At 67.8% G+C, this 15,412-nt stretch carries 13 protein-coding genes; 7 read left to right on the forward strand and 6 right to left on the reverse strand.

What is annotated here, in order from left to right; translation table 11 throughout:
- Positions 1 to 900 (reverse strand): DMT family transporter, encoded by a 900-nt coding sequence (locus tag F3087_RS03735; RefSeq protein WP_223884795.1) that lies wholly within the window; start codon positions 898 to 900, stop codon positions 1 to 3.
- Between the two features lie 83 nt (positions 901 to 983).
- Here F3087_RS03735 and F3087_RS03740 point away from each other — a divergent pair, with 83 nt between their 5' ends.
- Positions 984 to 1,514, forward strand: a complete 531-nt coding sequence (locus tag F3087_RS03740; protein ID WP_150400321.1) for a CGNR zinc finger domain-containing protein — start codon at positions 984 to 986, stop codon at positions 1,512 to 1,514.
- Positions 1,515 to 1,626: 112 nt separating this feature from the next.
- The gene (locus F3087_RS03745; protein ID WP_150400322.1) at positions 1,627 to 2,343 is read left to right on the forward strand and encodes an alpha/beta fold hydrolase; all 717 of its coding nucleotides are present in this window, start codon (positions 1,627 to 1,629) and stop codon (positions 2,341 to 2,343) included.
- Between the two features lie 11 nt (positions 2,344 to 2,354).
- Here the strand turns inward: F3087_RS03745 and F3087_RS03750 are convergent, their stop codons facing one another.
- The 5 genes from F3087_RS03750 to F3087_RS03770 all read right to left on the reverse strand — a co-directional run bounded on the left by F3087_RS03750 (position 2,355) and on the right by F3087_RS03770 (position 10,018).
- Positions 2,355 to 5,987 carry a BTAD domain-containing putative transcriptional regulator gene (locus F3087_RS03750; protein WP_150400323.1) on the reverse strand — a complete coding sequence of 1,211 codons (3,633 nt, stop codon included), beginning with the start codon at positions 5,985 to 5,987 and terminating at the stop codon, positions 2,355 to 2,357.
- A 300-nt stretch (positions 5,988 to 6,287) separates the two neighbouring features.
- Positions 6,288 to 6,965: a response regulator transcription factor gene (locus tag F3087_RS03755; RefSeq protein ID WP_317983903.1), complete on the reverse strand. Its 678-nt coding sequence runs from the start codon at positions 6,963 to 6,965 to the stop codon at positions 6,288 to 6,290.
- Positions 6,932 to 8,062 (reverse strand): sensor histidine kinase, encoded by a 1,131-nt coding sequence (locus tag F3087_RS03760; RefSeq protein WP_150400324.1) that lies wholly within the window; start codon positions 8,060 to 8,062, stop codon positions 6,932 to 6,934. Before F3087_RS03760 ends, F3087_RS03755 begins: the two co-directional genes overlap by 34 nt.
- A 4-nt stretch (positions 8,063 to 8,066) precedes the next feature.
- Entirely contained in the window at positions 8,067 to 8,564 is a 498-nt protein-coding gene (locus F3087_RS03765) for a DUF1453 family protein (protein ID WP_191093754.1), read from the reverse strand.
- A 71-nt stretch (positions 8,565 to 8,635) separates the two neighbouring features.
- Complete coding sequence (locus F3087_RS03770; protein ID WP_150400326.1) at positions 8,636 to 10,018, reverse strand: glycosyltransferase family 87 protein; 1,383 nt, start codon at positions 10,016 to 10,018, stop codon at positions 8,636 to 8,638.
- Between the two features lie 170 nt (positions 10,019 to 10,188).
- Here F3087_RS03770 and rpsF point away from each other — a divergent pair, with 170 nt between their 5' ends.
- The 5 genes from rpsF (at position 10,189) to dnaB (ending at position 15,176) form a co-directional block, all read left to right on the forward strand.
- Positions 10,189 to 10,476 (forward strand): 30S ribosomal protein S6, encoded by a 288-nt coding sequence (gene rpsF / locus F3087_RS03780; protein WP_150400327.1) that lies wholly within the window; start codon positions 10,189 to 10,191, stop codon positions 10,474 to 10,476.
- 88 nt (positions 10,477 to 10,564) lie between these two features.
- Entirely contained in the window at positions 10,565 to 11,116 is a 552-nt protein-coding gene (locus F3087_RS03785; protein WP_150400328.1) for a single-stranded DNA-binding protein, read from the forward strand.
- Positions 11,117 to 11,175: 59 nt separating this feature from the next.
- Entirely contained in the window at positions 11,176 to 11,427 is a 252-nt protein-coding gene (gene rpsR / locus F3087_RS03790) for a 30S ribosomal protein S18 (protein WP_014989074.1), read from the forward strand.
- Positions 11,428 to 11,444: 17 nt separating this feature from the next.
- Positions 11,445 to 11,897 carry a 50S ribosomal protein L9 gene (rplI, locus tag F3087_RS03795; RefSeq protein WP_150400329.1) on the forward strand — a complete coding sequence of 151 codons (453 nt, stop codon included), beginning with the start codon at positions 11,445 to 11,447 and terminating at the stop codon, positions 11,895 to 11,897.
- A gap of 657 nt (positions 11,898 to 12,554) precedes the next feature.
- Positions 12,555 to 15,176: a replicative DNA helicase gene (gene dnaB, locus F3087_RS03800; protein ID WP_150400330.1), complete on the forward strand. Its 2,622-nt coding sequence runs from the start codon at positions 12,555 to 12,557 to the stop codon at positions 15,174 to 15,176.
- The last annotated feature ends 236 nt before the right edge of the window (positions 15,177 to 15,412 follow it).

The following is a 15,412-nucleotide window of genomic DNA, read 5'->3' on the forward strand; positions in this document are numbered from 1 at the left end:
TCACCGCACCGCGGCCACTGGACGTGGCGCGACGATGGGCGCCGCCGACGGTTTACGCGAGGCGAAGACCAGGCCGACCAACCCGACGGCGAGTCCGGCAACGGTCAACGGCCGCAACGGCTGATCGATCAGCACCCAGGCCAGCAGCGCGGTCACCGCGGGCGTGGCGAAGAACAGCCGGCCGACCCTGGTCGCGTCCCAGCGGCGCAGCATCGAGTTCAGCAGCAGGAACGCGACCATCGAGTTCACCAGCACCATCCAGGTGAGTGAGCCGGCGAACCTGGTCACGTCGGTCACGTGGATCTGACCGGTCAGCCAGGCGAGCAGGCCGGCCACCGGTGCGCTCACCACCACGTGCACCGCGGTGGACGCCCGCGAATCGACGTCCGGCACGAAGCGCTTCTGATACACCGTGCCGATGCTCAGGCCGAGCAGCCCGATCACGCACAGCAGCAAGCCGATCCGGGAAAAGTTCGACTGATCCATGACCGCCATCGCGACACCCACCCCGCCGATGCCGAAGCCGAACCACTGCCGCGCCGTGACGGTCTCGCCGAGCACCCCGGCGAACAACGCGATGACCACCGGATTCAAACCCTGCACCAGCGCGATCACCGCGCCGGACACGTGCTCGCCCATCGCCGTGTAGAACGCGCCGAACTGCACCGCCTGCATCAGCAATCCGGCCACCGCGACGTGCCGCCACTGCCGCCCGCGCGGCCAGGTCGCGCGCACCGCGAAGGCATATCCGACGAGCAGCACCCCGGCGATCGCGTAGCGCGCGAACAACACCATCATCGGAGGCGCGGCCCCGACCCCGATGATCCCGGCGATGAACGCGCTGCTCCACAGCACGACGAACAGCGGCTGCGCGGCCACCGACATGAACTGAGTCTTCACGGACCCTCCTGAAATAACCGCCTTGGGTGGTTACTACCGTCGCAGTCGACTGCGTAACCTGTCAAGGTGGTTACTATGAGAGGGTGTTCACCTTCGTCAGCGGCAACCTCGCCTTGGATTTCGCGGGCACGGTCAAGGCCCGTGCCACGACGTTCGACGACGCGCTCGACGCACCGGCCGCGCTCGCGGACTGGCTGGTCGCCGCCGAATTGCTCGACCGCGCACCCGATTGCGACGCGACGCTCTTCGACCGCGCCGTCCGCTTGCGTGAGGCCGCGTACCGGATGGCCATCGCGGTGTCCCAGGGCAAACCGGTCGCCGAGGTCGATCGCCGATTGGTCAACGACTGCGCCAAGGGCGAACTCCCGGCAATCAGTCTGCGGCTCAACGGCACCATCGCTCGCTCGGGTACCCCCGACGCCGCGCTCACCGCGATCGCCCGGTCCGCCATCGAGTTGCTCGGCAGCGCGGCCACGATCAAGGAATGCGGCCGCCCCGAATGCACTCGGCTCTACGTCGACGCCTCGCGCGGCGGCACCCGGCGCTGGTGCGACATGACCATCTGCGGCAACCGGGTCAAGAGCGCCGCGTTCCGCGCGAGGCACGCCGAATAAGTCGCTGAACTGCGCGTTCGGTGGACATTCAGGCCACGTTCAGTCGGCTCCGGATGCTGTGGGGGATCGATCGCCCACCGGTTCCGGCGATCCGACCCGAACTGGAGGAACGATGACCACCACCCCGAATGTGCTGCTCGTGCACGGCGCCTGGGCCGACGGGTCCGGCTGGAACAAGGTGATCGAGCGGCTGTTCGACCGCGGCTTCGGCACCGTGGTGGCCAGTCAGCTGCCGCTGCGCGGCTTCGCCGAGGACGTCGCCGTCGTCACCCGCGACCTGGACGCGCTGACCGGGCCGACCATCCTGGTCGGCCACTCCTACGGCGGCGCGGTGATCAGCCAGGCGGGTTCGGGCCGGGCCGACGTCACCGGGCTGGTGTACGTCGCCGCGTACGCGCCCGCCGCGGGGCAGTCCGCGTTCCAGATCAACCAGGAATTCGGGCCGGGGCTGCCGAGCGGCGCGGATCTGGTGAACATCGGCGCGGACGACGCCCCGGATCTGATCATCGCCCGCGATCGCTACCACGCCGACTTCGCCGCCGACGCCGATCCGCGCGAGGCCGCGCTGCTCGCCGCCACGCAGAAGCCGACTTCCGTTCTCTCCCTGACCGGTTCGGGCACCGCGACGCCCGCATGGGAACAACTGCGCGACAACACCTGGTACCAGATCTCCGAGCTGGACGCGATGATCCCGCCGGACCTGGAGACCAAGATGGCGTATCGGGTGGCGACCGAGGACCACATCGTGTCGCTGGCCACCGGGCACGCGTCGATGGTCACCGAGCCGGACGCGATCGCCGATCTCATCGCGCGGGCGGCCGGGCGGTAGACCGCGGGAGGTCAGCTGCTGGGCACGCCGTCGGCGGGTGCGCCGAGCAGTTCGTCGATGAGTTCGAGATACCTTGTGGCACCGATTGTTTCGGCGTGCGAGCGGGCCTCGCAACGCAGTTCAGCGGCGCGCTCGAGCTCGTCGTTGTCGTGGCAGACCGCAGCCAGTTCCAGCAAGGCCGGGATCAGTTCGACCGGCGAGTCGTAGCGGCGCAGCAGCGCGACGGCCTGGTCGAGCTGGTCGGCGTCGACACCGCCCGGTGCGGCCAAAGCCGTTGCGCGCAAGGCTCTTCCGATGGTTCCGGGGGTATCCCACCGGCGGGCCAGTTCGAGTTCCGTCGCGGCGAGTGCGTGGGCCTGTTCGCGCTCGCCGAGGCGCACGAGTTCCATGGCCGCGGAGCTGCGCCACGGGATGTGGGCCGGGTTGCGGATGCCCACCGCGGCGACGCGACGGCCGCAGTCCATGAAGTGCGCGATCGCTGGGCGGGAGTCGCCGCGAGCGGCGCAGACCAGGCCTTTGACGTGGATGACCACGGTCCACTCCCAGGTCTCCGGGTTGGCGTGGTCGGTCACGCTGTCGAGCCACCGCTCGGCCTCGGCCAGCCGGCCGAGACCGAGCAGGGCGTGCGCGTACTGGGCGACCAGCGCGAGCGGCGGCCGGATGGACTCGTCGCCCAGCGTGCCGACCATCGGCGCGACCTCGCGCAACGCCCGGCGGTAGTCGCCGCAGCGCAGCAGCACCTCCGAGCGCAGGATGAGACGGTAGACGTCGATGGTGCCGAAGTGATGATCGTTGCGCTGTTCGCTGAGCTGCCGGGCCAGCGCGAGATCGCCTGCCCACATCGAAAGGTGCGCGAGCAGGCCGATCAGCTGCCGCGGCAACACATCCCAGCCGCGGGCCGGATCCGGCTCGGCGGGGAAGCGGGCGATCGTCTCGCGCGCGGTGCGTTGCACGCCGAAGGCGTCATCCCAGGTGAGGACCGCCGTGGTGATCTGGTCGGTCGATCCCGAGGCGCGCAGACCGGCGATGAAGTCGCGCCAGGTCGCCGAGGTGAGTCCGGCCACCGCCCACGATGCGGATCGAATATTTCTGGCCGCCTGTGGGTTTCGTTCCTCGGTTTCGGCCAGCACCTCGCCGACCAGTGCCATCGCCGCAGTGGCCTGCCAGCGCGTCGACATCGTCCAAGCCAGCGGGATGAGGGCGGTCGGCGCGACGCGGCGCTCACGCTGGCTGTGCAGCGCCTCTTCCAAATGCGCGCGGGCCGCCGCCGGGTTGGTCCACAGTTCGAGCTGGCCGAGGCGAACGAGGATATCGTCGCGACCCTGCGGCGCGGTGATCCGCAAGGCCGCCGCCAGTTGCCGCACGGCCTCGGCGATCAAGCCCTGGCGCAGGCCTTCCTCGGCCGCGTCCAGCAGCACGACCGTCCAGCCGGAGTATTGGACGCCCACCAGGTCACCCAAGTAGGCCGCGACCTGCCGGGCCGAATACCCGGCACTGCGCGCCTGTTCGGCGGCGGCGATCCGGATGCGATCGGTGTCGGCGCGGCCGCCGAGCCGGCGAATCGTGTTGCTGATCAAAGGATGACGCAGAACCGGCGGTGCCGCCGAGGCCAGAATACCGCTGGCGGCGAGCAATTCGCAGCGATCGCGCACCACGCCCACCGGCTCGGCGCAGGCGGCCGCGAGCACCTCGATGGTCGGGGCGAGGTCTTGCAGCACGGCGAGTGCGCGCAGCATTGCGGCGCCGCTCGGCGAGTACCGGTCGAGCAGTCGGCTGATCGACCGTGAATAGCAGCCGTCGGGTAGGTATTCCGGAATGCGGCCATGGTCGCGGAGTGCGGCGAGGTCGGTGATCAATGCGCCGGCCAGCAGCGGGATATCGGCCGTGGCCTGCTGGATGTCGGCGGCCAGTCCCGGCGGGCACATCGTGCCGGTGCGGCGTTCGTAGAGTGCCTCGATGGCGGCGACGCTGAGCCCGCCGGGGCGCAGTATCGCGACTGCGAGTGGTTCGAGCCGGGCATGTAGATCGAGAATGGAAGGCTCCCAAGAGCTTTCATCCAATGCCAGGACGAAAAGCACAGGCATTCTGCGTAGTCGCGGCGCCACGGCAGTCAGTACCCGGACGGAGCGCTCGTCCAGCTGTTCCGCGCCGTCCACCAGTACGACGAGCGGTTCTGTGGCCGATGCTTCGATCAGCAGGGCGCACAACGCTTCTGCCACCTGAGCGTCAGTGTCCCGAGTCGAGATCGCGGAGCCCATCAGCTCCCCGATCAAGCCGGTCTGCTGTGCGCCGTCGAATGGTGGCAGCAGGTCGATCCGCCGCGCACCGGGCACCCGTCTCGCCACCTCGTCGAGCAGCTGGGTCTTGCCGTAACCGGGGCGCGCCGAGATCACCACCAGCCCACCGTTGCCCGCGGCCGCGCTCGCCGTCCACGCCGCGATCCTGGTCAGCTCGTGGTCACGCTCGAAGACCAGCGGCGCGGCCGAATCGGGCTGCGGCCACAGCGCAGCCACCATGCCGAGCCGACCGCCGACTGCCTCGTCCGCCGCTGGCGTCGAAAGTTCGGATACAGCAGCATCTTCCGATGCCGTCGCTGAGCGTGATTCGGCCGACGACTGCCGGACCAGGCCGTGTGCCACCTCGCCTACCGAGTCGGAGGCGGTCCCGTGAAACGCTCCCTCGGTCACGTCGGGCACTTCGGCGCCAAGAGTTCGGCTCTCCTGATTCGCAGCGCCGTCCGGCAGCACGCCCGCGACCGCGGCAACGGCCATCGATGCCGACGCGAGCTGGGACTTTGTGCTCGAAATACTTTGGTGCCCTTCGGATCCGGTTCGGGACGGAGCCGGTTGCACCAGGCTTTCCCCGGCCAGGATCTGCTTGTGCAGCGAGCGGAGTTCCGCACCCGGTTCCACACCCAGCTGATCCACCAGCAGATTCCGGGTCTCGCGGTAGACGTCCAGCGCTTCGGACTGGCGGCCGCGGGAGTACAGCGCGCGCATCAGCACGGCGCGGGGGCGTTCGCGCAGTGGATGTTCCGCGGTGAGCACGCGCAGGCGATCGATCACCTCGTCGGAACGGCCCAGTGCGACAGCGACATCGAGGCTGTCCTCGACCACCGCCAGCCGTCGTTCGGCCAGCGCCATCCGTTGCCGTTGCGCGAACGGGCCGGGCAGTCCGGCCAGCGGTTCGCCCGAATACAAGGCGAGGGCCTGCGCGTATCGGGCCTCGGCCAGTGTCCACTCACCCGCTTCGCGCGCCCGGCCTGCCTCGCCGACCAGCCGGTCGAACACGCCGAGGTCGGTCTGCTCGTCCTCGATCCGCAGCTGATATCCACCGTGCCCGGACAGCAGCACCGCCGGCGGTGTTCGCGGCTTACGGTCCGGCTCGAGCACCCGGCGCAGGGCCGACACGTAGGTCTGGATCACGCCGACGCCGCTGGCCGGCGGCACACCGTCGTACAGCGCGGCCAGCAGGCTCGCCGCCGACACCCACTGCCGCCGCCGGAACGCCAGCACGCACAGCACCGCGCGCCGCTGGGGCGGACCGAGCGGCAGGACCGCGTCGGCCAGGTGCGCTTCCACCCCGTTGAGCAGCGTCAATCGCAGCACGGCGGGCGAGAGGGTGCCCGCGTCCGCCTGATCCATCCGTTCTCCACTGCCTCGTCGCGTCGCTAGCCCGACCAGCGTAAACGGACCGGCGTCCCGTCAGCGCGGACGGATGCTCCGCGCAGGTGCGCCGTCGACGCTGATCACTACGGGCGGCAGTGACCGCATCCGCGTCCGAGCTGGGCCGATGGCAATCGTCGAGCAACCGGTCGGCGGTGACCGCCACCCAGTGCGTCCATGCAGGTAGTGACGCACCTCGCAGCGCAAAATGCGGCGACGGATCACCGTGGTCCAGGCCGCGATCAACCACTGCTCGGCAATACGCGGCGGCGACGTGAGTCAGCTCAAGCCGAGCCGGTGGGCCTCGGCGATCGCTTGCGGTCGATCGCGGACGTGGAGTTTCGCGAACAGCGAGTTGATATGGCTCTTGACGGTGCTGACCCCGATGAACAATTCCTTGGCGATCTCGGAGTTGTTGCGTCCCTTGGCAATCAGTGTGAGTACGTCGATTTCCCTTGCACTGAGGCCCAATTCGGACACCGCGGACGGAGCCGTCGGTTCGGCGGCGGGGGCCGACAACGAGGCGACCAGCCGCTGACCGACCTCGGCGGCGAACGTCGCCTGACCACCCGCGACCGATCGAATGGCCGTGGCGATCTCCCGGCGCCCCGCGTCCTTGGTCAGATACCCACGCGCACCGGCCCGCAACGCGCCCGCGATCGATTCGTCGTCGGCGTAGGTGGTCAGCACCAGAACGGCGGTCCCGGAATGCTCCGCCGTGATCGCGGCCGTGGCGGCGACGCCGTCGAGGACCGGCATCCGCAGATCCATCAGCACGACGTCCGGCGCGAAACGGTGCACCAGCTCGACGGCCTCCGCCCCGTCACGGGCCTCGCCGACCACCTGGATATCCGGCAGCAGGGACAGCACGGTGGTCAGCCCCTCCCGCACGATGGTCTGATCGTCGGCCACCACCACCGTGATCATCGCTGCGGCACCGTCATTCGCACTGTCCACCGGTCACCTGCCTTTCCCGCCTCGGCCGTGCCACCCAGCGCGCCGATCCGCTCGCGCATCCCGAGCAGCCCGGCGCCCATCCCCGAGGCCGACAGTAATCCGAGCCGGTCGGACAGCGGATTCGAGGCGACCAGTTCCACCTGTTCCGCATCGATCGACAACCGCAGTTCGACCTCCGTGCCCGGCGCGTGCTTGCGGGCATTGGTCAGCGACTCCTGCGCGCCGCGGAGCAGCGCGACGCGCACCTGCTCGCCGAGTTGCTCGGCATCGCCCGACAGATGCATGGTCACGCGACCGCCCGCGTTGCGATGCTCGGTCGCCAATCGTTCGAATTCGACTGGTAGGTCTATCCTTTCGGCCCGCAGCGCACCGACGACCTGCCGCGCGTCATCGAGCCCGGACGCGGCCAGTTCCCGTGACGCCCGGACCTTGTCGGCCGCCCGTTCCGTCTCGCCCGCCTCCAGCAGCGCGTCCGCGGCGTCGAGCTGCAACACCAATCCGCCCAGGGTGTGTGCGAGCACGTCGTGCACCTCGCGGGCGATCCGCCCGCGTTCGGCCAGCGTGGCCGCCCGATCGCGCTCCGCCCGGATCTCCCGGCTCTGCTCCACCAGCAACCGATTCTGTTCGGCGGTCACCCGAAACTGCCTGCGGCTCAACCCCATCAGCGCGACCAGCACCACACCGGCAAGCAGCCCCAGGTAGGCGCTGGGCGTGTGGTGCGCCGCCACCGACGACACCCCGACGGCGATCACCTCGACGCCGATGATCAACGCCCCGAACGCGATCGAATGCTGCACCACGGCGACACTGGCGAACGCGGCGGCGAGCAGCGGGACCAGCGACCCGCCCACCTGCGCGACGGTCAGACCGCTGAAGACCGCCATCACCCCGAGCACCGATCCGCTCACCCACGGCCGCCCCATCGGCCCCACCGCCCAGACCAGCAGCGCGAGCCCGGCGATACCGACCATGACCAGGACCGGTATCCCCCGCCGCGCGAGCTGGTCGTCGCGGAGCAGCACGACCATGGCGACGACCCCGGCCAGGCGCAACAGCCTGTTCGGGGTCGTCGGGGCGATGTACGCGCCGGCCGGCATCAGCTCAGTGTGCCCGAACCATCGGCCGCGAACCGGTCAGCCGTTCGGCGCGCGCCGAGATGACCAGCATCCGGCCGAGCCGGTTGACCGCGAGCAGCACGATGATCGCGCCCGCCGAGACCGCGGCTTGTGCCCCGATGTTCACCGCGACCACGTCGATGCCGATGCGCACCGCGATCAACACCACCCACAGCGCCGAGGCGAACGCGCCGGTGCGCACCATCAGTTGCCCGTCGGTCCGGGCGAATTTCGACAGCACGCCCATCAGCGCGCCGACCGCCAGCCCGAGCACGCCCTCGAAGACCAGCAGCGCGATATCCACGGTGTGCAGCGCGGGGGCGTTGTCCGCGGAGGTGAAGAGCAGCACGCCGACGATGCCGAGCACCAGCGGCCCGCGCCACATCCGGGCCGGATCGAACGGCCGCCATTGGTTCTGCCGATAGATGATCCAGCCGAGTATCGCGATCGCCAGCACCGCGGTGAGCAAGTTGTTCGAGGTCATGCCCATAACCCTCGGGGAATCGCCGGTTATCCGGCACCACCCGGGGGTGGAACCGCGGGTGGAATCCGGGACTAGACCGGGATCAACTCACCCGGCGCGAACCGCGGCACCGCGGGCGGCACGGGCCGAAACCCACGCGGCATGGCCCGCAGGAACAGGAAGAACAGCGCGACCAACAGCACCGCCCGCCCCCACACGCCGAACTGGACGAGCTTCTCCATCTGCTCCGCCGGGCGGCCGGTGCCCAGCGCGTAGAAGTACCGGAACACGCCGATCCCGAGGGCCGCGTCGGCGACGAAGTACGCCACGATCGCCGCCCACGGCACGTTCAGCAGCACCAGGAACGGCACCAGCCACAACGTGTACTGCGGCGAATGCACCTTGTGGAACAACAGGAATCCACACAGCATCGCGGCGCTCACCCCGACCCAGGGGAACACGCCCGAGGCGAGATACCGCTTCCAGCCGAGCCACATGGCCAGCGCGAACGCCGCCAGGATCAGCGTCGGCGAGGCGATCGACACCACCTGCTGGAACAGCGCTTCGCTCTGCGTGTCGGTCCCGAACAGCTGCCGAAGTCCCCAGTACCAAATGGAATTCGTGGTGATGTCGGCCTGCCGCAACTGCTGGAAGGTGATCGACGCGCGCCAGCCCTCGTAGCCGGCCAGCGCGAACGGCAGGTTCACCGCGACCACGGTGGCGATGGCCGCGCCTGCCGTCATGAGCGCGCCACGAACGTCCAGACCCGGTTCGTCCCGATCGCGTTCGACGCCGCCGGTGAGCACGTACGCCAGCAGCGGCAGCACGAAAATCCCCGGATAAAGCTTGAGGCAGAAGCCGAGGCCGAGCAGGATAGCGGCCAGAATTCCCCTCGTACGCAACGAATATCGGGTCAGCGTGGCGACCACATACACCGCGGCCACCGCCGTGCACACCACCGGAAGTTCCCAGTTGTGGAAGGCATAGAGCACCAGCGGCGGACCCACCGCCCACAGCAACGCCGCGCGTCCCGCGAGCCGGGCCAGCATCCAGGCGGTCAGCAACGCGAACGGCGCGAGCAGCAGCGCGGAGTGCCGCAAGAAGTCGGCGTCGTTGTGCGCGCCGAGCGCACCGAGCCACATCAAAGTGCCACTGAGCACCGGGTATTCGACCGCGCCGCCGACCAGTGCGCCGTCCTCGGTGATGCCGCCCCGCACATACGGAAAGACGTGCTCGTTGATGTCGCGGCCGAGCCAGAGGAACTGGATGTCGGAATAACAGACATCCGAATCCTTGCTGGTGTCGAATACCGTGCTGCGCCCGTCCGCGGTGAACGGCCCACCCGCACAGCGGGCTTTGTTCGCATACCCGAGCGCGAGCGTGAGCCCGCACAGCACCAGCACCACCGCCGCCAGCGCCGCGCGACGAGGCACGCGGCGCGCGATCAGGTCGCTGACGGCGAGTCCGGATGGCATGTGGACCACCCTAAGCGGCGAGCTACGCCCACGCCCGCGTTCCCTCGCCGATGGGATCGATTTCAGTGGTCAGGGGCGGTTCATGTAGCCTTGTCGGGTTGCTGACGCAACGACCCTCCTGCCACGGAGAGCCCGTGGCCGTTTCCTAGTCCACAGGAGGTGATTGGTCCGTGCGTCATTACGAAGTGATGGTTATCCTCGATCCCAGTCTGGACGAGCGCACCGTAGCCCCGTCTCTCGAGACGATGCTCACCGTGGTTCGTACCGAAGGCGGCAAGGTCGACAAGGTCGATATCTGGGGCCGCCGCCGGCTGGCCTACGAGATCGCCAAGCAGGCCGAGGGCATCTACGCGGTGGTCGATCTGACCGCGGAGCCCGCGACCGTGAGCGAACTCGACCGCCAGCTCGGCCTGAACGAGTCGGTGTTGCGCACCAAGGTTCTGCGCCACGACAAGTAGTCCAGCAACCCTCGATTGCGTCGGTGCCTGACTCTAGGCTCTAGCGCAACAGCGAGATGCGGACTGCACCCCGAGCAGGAGGAACCACATGGCAGGCGACACGGTCATCACCGTCATCGGAAACTTGACGGCCGACCCCGAGCTTCGATTCACGCCCGCGGGAGCGGCGGTGGCTAATTTCACCGTCGCATCGACACCCCGGATGTTCGACCGTAATTCGAACGAATGGAAAGACGGCGAAGCGCTGTTCCTGCGCTGCAATATCTGGCGCGAGGCTGCGGAAAATGTCGCCGAAAGCCTGACCCGGGGTTCCCGAGTCATCGTGAGCGGGCGGCTGAAGCAGCGCTCCTACGAAACCGCTCAGGGTGAGAAGCGCACCGTCGTCGAACTCGAGGTCGACGAAGTCGGCCCCTCGTTGAAGTACGCCACCGCGAAGGTCAACAAGACCAGTCGCGGCGGCGGTGGCGGCGGTGGCGGCTTCGGATCCGGCGGCAGCGGTGGCTCCGGCGGCGGCAACGCCCCGGCCGGCTCCGGTGGTGGCGGTCGTTCCGGCGGTGCCGAGGACGATCCTTGGGGCAGTGCGCCCGCGGCCGGCTCCTTCGGGGGCGGCGGCCGCGTAGATGACGAACCGCCGTTCTGATAACGGCAACTCATAGGTCTGCCTTGCGTGGACCATCACTGATTACGGAGTAAAAGACCATGCCTAAAGCGCCAGCGCGCGAAAAGGTGCTCAAGAAGAAGGCCTGCGCATTCTGCAAGGAAGCCAAGTCCGGAATCGTCAACATCGATTACAAGGACACGGCACTGCTGCGTAAGTACGTCAGCGATCGCGGCAAGATCCGCGCCCGCCGCGTCACCGGCAACTGCGTGCAGCACCAGCGTGACATCGCGGTTGCCGTCAAGAACTCGCGTGAGGTGGCCCTGCTTCCTTACGTGTCGACGGCTCGCTGAGTAAGGGAGACACGCAAATGAAGTTGATTCTGACTGCTGACGTGGACAACCTCGGTGCGCCCGGCGACACCGTCGAGGTCAAGGACGGCTACGGCCGTAATTTCCTGCTGCCGCGCGGACTGGCGATCGTGGCCAGCCGTGGCGCCGAGAAGCAGGTCGCGGGCATCCGCCGGGCGCAGGACGCCCGCAAGGTGCGCGATCTGGATCACGCCAACGAACTGAAGCAGGCCATCGAGAACCTCGATGCGGTCTCGCTCTCGGTGAAGACGGCGGGCACCGGCAAGCTGTTCGGCTCGGTGACCCAGGCGGACGTCGCCTCGGCCATCAAGACCGCCGGCGGGCCCGTGGTCGACAAGCGCAGCATCGAGCTGCCGAAGTCGCACATCAAGTCGACCGGCAAGCACGGCGTCGTGGTGCACCTGCACCCGGACGTGGTGGCCAAGTTCGACCTGACGGTCGCTGCCAGCTGATATAGCACCACTTCGAAGGCCACTCCCGTGTTCGGCACGGGGGTGGTCTTCGGCTGTGCGCTGCAGCCCACTTCTCTGAATAACTCATAGTTTGCCCGCTGGGCAGCTCTGCCATTCGGAACATTCTCGGCAAATCCGTGCTGGTCATCGGGGTCCCCGGTGCCGGGCCTGTGGATTACTCGGGAAACCGACCGGTGGCAATGTGATTCAGCTCATACCCGTCACCCATGCTGTTAACCCAACACGCCCGGCTGTTCAACTTGGTCGACACGCCGCGACTTTATTCATCCACACGTGGATAGCCGCGGAAATCGATATCTATCAGCGGGTTCTGGCTGGATGACCTGGGTTTTCCCCAAGTTGTCCACAGGGGGTGCACACCGTTAGGTGAACAGTCCCCAACTTATCCACAGCTGTGTGCACAGTACGGTTTGTTGACCGCCCTCGGGTCGCCTAGGTTCGTCCCTACGTCGTGGTAGGCGCGGCCCGAACGTCCGGAATTCATGGATCTCGCAACGGTAGCTGGAACTCGCAGGTGGCCTCGGCCGGCGTGCGAGCGGCGGACACTGCCGCTGCGCCATACGTGTCGGAGCCGGAGAGTAGGACCAATCATCAATAGGGTGAGCCCGGTAGGTGGAGAGAGGACGGTCGAGTCTCATGGCAGTCGTCGATGACCGCGGGCATGCGAACTTCCCGCCCGAGCCGCCCGGTGAAGACTTCGGGCGTCAGCCACCGCACGACATGGCGGCCGAGCAGTCCGTGCTCGGCGGCATGCTGCTGAGCAAGGACGCGATCGCCGACGTCATCGAGGTGATGCGCCCCGGCGACTTCTACCGCCCCGCCCACCAGCTCATCTACGACACCATCCTCGACCTCTACGGTCGCGGCGAACCCGCCGACCCGGTGACCGTCTCGGCCGGCCTGGACCGCCGCGGCGAACTCAAGCGCATCGGCGGACCCCCCTACCTGGTCACCCTCACCCAGACCGTCCCCACCGCGGCCAACGCCAGCTTCTACGCCGAGATCGTCGCCGAGAAGGCCATCCTGCGCCGCCTCGTCGAGGCAGGCACCCGGATCGTCCAGTACGGCTACGCCGGCGCCGACGGCCAGGACGTCGCCGAGGTCGTCGACCGCGCCCAGGCCGAGATCTACGAGGTCACCGACAAACGCACCACCGAAGACTTCCTCCCGCTCGAGGAACTCCTCCAGCCCACGATGGACGAAATCGACTCCATCGCCAGCCGCGGCGGCATCTCCCTCGGCGTCCCCACCGGCTTCACCGAACTCGACGAACTCACCAACGGCCTCCACCCCGGCCAGATGATCATCGTCGCGGCCCGCCCCGGCGTCGGTAAAGCCCTGGCCCTCGACACCCCGCTGCCGACCCCTAGCGGCTGGACCACCATGGGCGAGGTACGTGTCGGCGACGAACTCCTCGATGCCAACGGCCACCCCACCCGCGTCGTAGCCGCCACCGACATCCTCACCGACCGCCCGTGCTACGAGGTCGAATTCTCCGACGGCACAGTGCTCGTCGCGGACGAGGAACACCAGTGGCTCACCGATACCCGGGCCTCCCGGCGGTCCGCGCGGCAGGCGGCGACCGGTTACCGCCAGCGCATCTTCGCCGCAGTCCGCACCACCGGCGACATCGCGAGCACGCTGCGCTGCACCACCGCCGATCGCAGGCTCAACCACTCCGTCGCCAACGCGCAGCCGCTACAGTTGCCGGCCCGCGACCTGCTGGTGCCGCCGTACACCCTCGGTGCCTGGCTCGGGGACGGTACGTCCGCGGCCGCGCAGCTCACCTCGGCGGACCCGGAGATCGTCGCCCGCATCGAAGCCGAAGGGCTGGTGGCCGTCCCGTCGCGGTCCGCGCACCTGCGATATCAGCTGCAACTGCCTGCCGACGAACCGATCTCGGCGCGCGAATGCGTGGTGTGCGGTGTGGAGTTCGTTCCGTTCACCAGCGAGGTTCGTACCTGCGGCCGCTCGTGTGGCGGCAAGGCACGGTTCTACTCCGCGCCGGTCGCCGCACCCACTTGCACGCACTGCGGTGGCCCGTCTATCGGGCTGCGACTGTGCCAGTCCTGCCGAAACACGGTGGGAAGTGTGCAGGCTCGACTGCGGACGATCGGTGTGCTCGGCGACAAGCACATTCCGACGCAGTATCTGCGATCCAGTGAGGCACAGCGACGTGCGCTGCTCGCGGGTCTGCTGGATACGGATGGCACTTTGACGCATGGCGGTTCGGTCCAGTTCGCGGTCACCAACGAGCGGTTGTTCCGGGACGTTCAAGAGCTGGTGGTCAGCCTCGGATACCGCTGCCATGTCTCGACCAAGCGGGTTCGTGGCCGGTCCGAGAGTTCTTCGACCGCCTTCACCATGACCTTCGCCACCGACGACGAAGTATTCGGTCTGTACCGGAAGGCGTTGCTGCACAAAGAACGCCGAGCCGGCCACAGCACCGCACGATCCGGTTCCCGGTACATCGTGGACGTCCGGCGCATCGACAGCGTGCCCGTCCGCTGTGTGGAAGTCGACAACGCCGACCATCTCTACCTGGCCGGGCGATCGATGGTGCCGACGCACAACTCCACGCTCGGCATGGATTTCATGCGCAGTTGCTCGATCAAGCATGGGTTGCCCAGCGTTATTTTCTCGCTGGAGATGAGTCGTACGGAAATTGTCATGCGTCTGTTGTCGGCCGAGGCGAAGATCAAGCTCGGGGATATGCGGTCGGGGCGGATGAGTGATGACGACTGGACCAAGCTGGCGCGGCGGATGAGTGAGATCAGTGAGGCGCCGCTGTTCGTCGACGACTCACCGAACTTGACCATGATGGAGATTCGGGCGAAGGCGCGGCGGCTCAAACAGCGTCATGATCTGAAACTTGTTGTGGTGGACTACCTTCAGCTGATGTCCTCGGGTAAGAAGGTCGAATCCCGGCAGCAGGAAGTCTCGGACTTCTCCCGAAGCCTGAAGCTGCTCGCCAAGGAACTCGAGGTTCCGGTGATCGCGATCAGTCAGCTGAACCGTGGTCCCGAACAGCGAACCGACAAGCGCCCCATGGTGTCCGACCTTCGTGAATCCGGATCGCTCGAGCAGGACGCCGACATGGTCATCCTGCTGCACCGCCCGGACGCCATCGAACGCGACGACCCGCGCGGCGGCGAAGCCGACCTGATTGTCGGTAAACACCGTAACGGCCCCACCGCCACCATCACCGTCGCCCACCAGCTGCACCTCAGCCGGTTCGTGGACATGGCCCGCGGCTAGATCTCAGTGTAGGGTTTCAGCTCGCGTTGCACTTGTCTCAGCGAGGATTGCACTGCGTTGCACTTGTGCAGAGTTCGCGAGACGCAGCAGGTCAGAGCACTTGCGACGGCGGAACCTTGGCCACCAGGCAGGGCAACGAAGCGGGACGCAAGGACGACTGGACGGTGAAGTCGTTGTGAGACAACGGGAATGCCGCAGGTCAAACGCTCGGCGAGTGCAGTCCGCGGTGAGACCGT

The organism is Nocardia colli, assembly GCF_008704205.1.
Lineage (GTDB): Bacteria > Actinomycetota > Actinomycetes > Mycobacteriales > Mycobacteriaceae > Nocardia > Nocardia colli.

What these genes read in the sequence shown, in the direction of transcription:
- rpsR (WP_014989074.1), top strand. Translation starts at nt 11,176, where the DNA reads ATGCCTAAAGCGCCAGCGCGCGAAAAGGTGCTCAAGAAGAAGGCCTGC.
- F3087_RS03765 (WP_191093754.1), bottom strand. Translation starts at nt 8,564, where the DNA reads ATGACCTCGAACAACTTGCTCACCGCGGTGCTGGCGATCGCGATACTC.
- dnaB (WP_150400330.1), top strand. Translation starts at nt 12,555, where the DNA reads ATGGCAGTCGTCGATGACCGCGGGCATGCGAACTTCCCGCCCGAGCCG.
- F3087_RS03760 (WP_150400324.1), bottom strand. Translation starts at nt 8,062, where the DNA reads ATGCCGGCCGGCGCGTACATCGCCCCGACGACCCCGAACAGGCTGTTG.
- F3087_RS03745 (WP_150400322.1), top strand. Translation starts at nt 1,627, where the DNA reads ATGACCACCACCCCGAATGTGCTGCTCGTGCACGGCGCCTGGGCCGAC.
- F3087_RS03750 (WP_150400323.1), bottom strand. Translation starts at nt 5,987, where the DNA reads ATGGATCAGGCGGACGCGGGCACCCTCTCGCCCGCCGTGCTGCGATTG.
- F3087_RS03785 (WP_150400328.1), top strand. Translation starts at nt 10,565, where the DNA reads ATGGCAGGCGACACGGTCATCACCGTCATCGGAAACTTGACGGCCGAC.
- rplI (WP_150400329.1), top strand. Translation starts at nt 11,445, where the DNA reads ATGAAGTTGATTCTGACTGCTGACGTGGACAACCTCGGTGCGCCCGGC.
- F3087_RS03770 (WP_150400326.1), bottom strand. Translation starts at nt 10,018, where the DNA reads ATGCCATCCGGACTCGCCGTCAGCGACCTGATCGCGCGCCGCGTGCCT.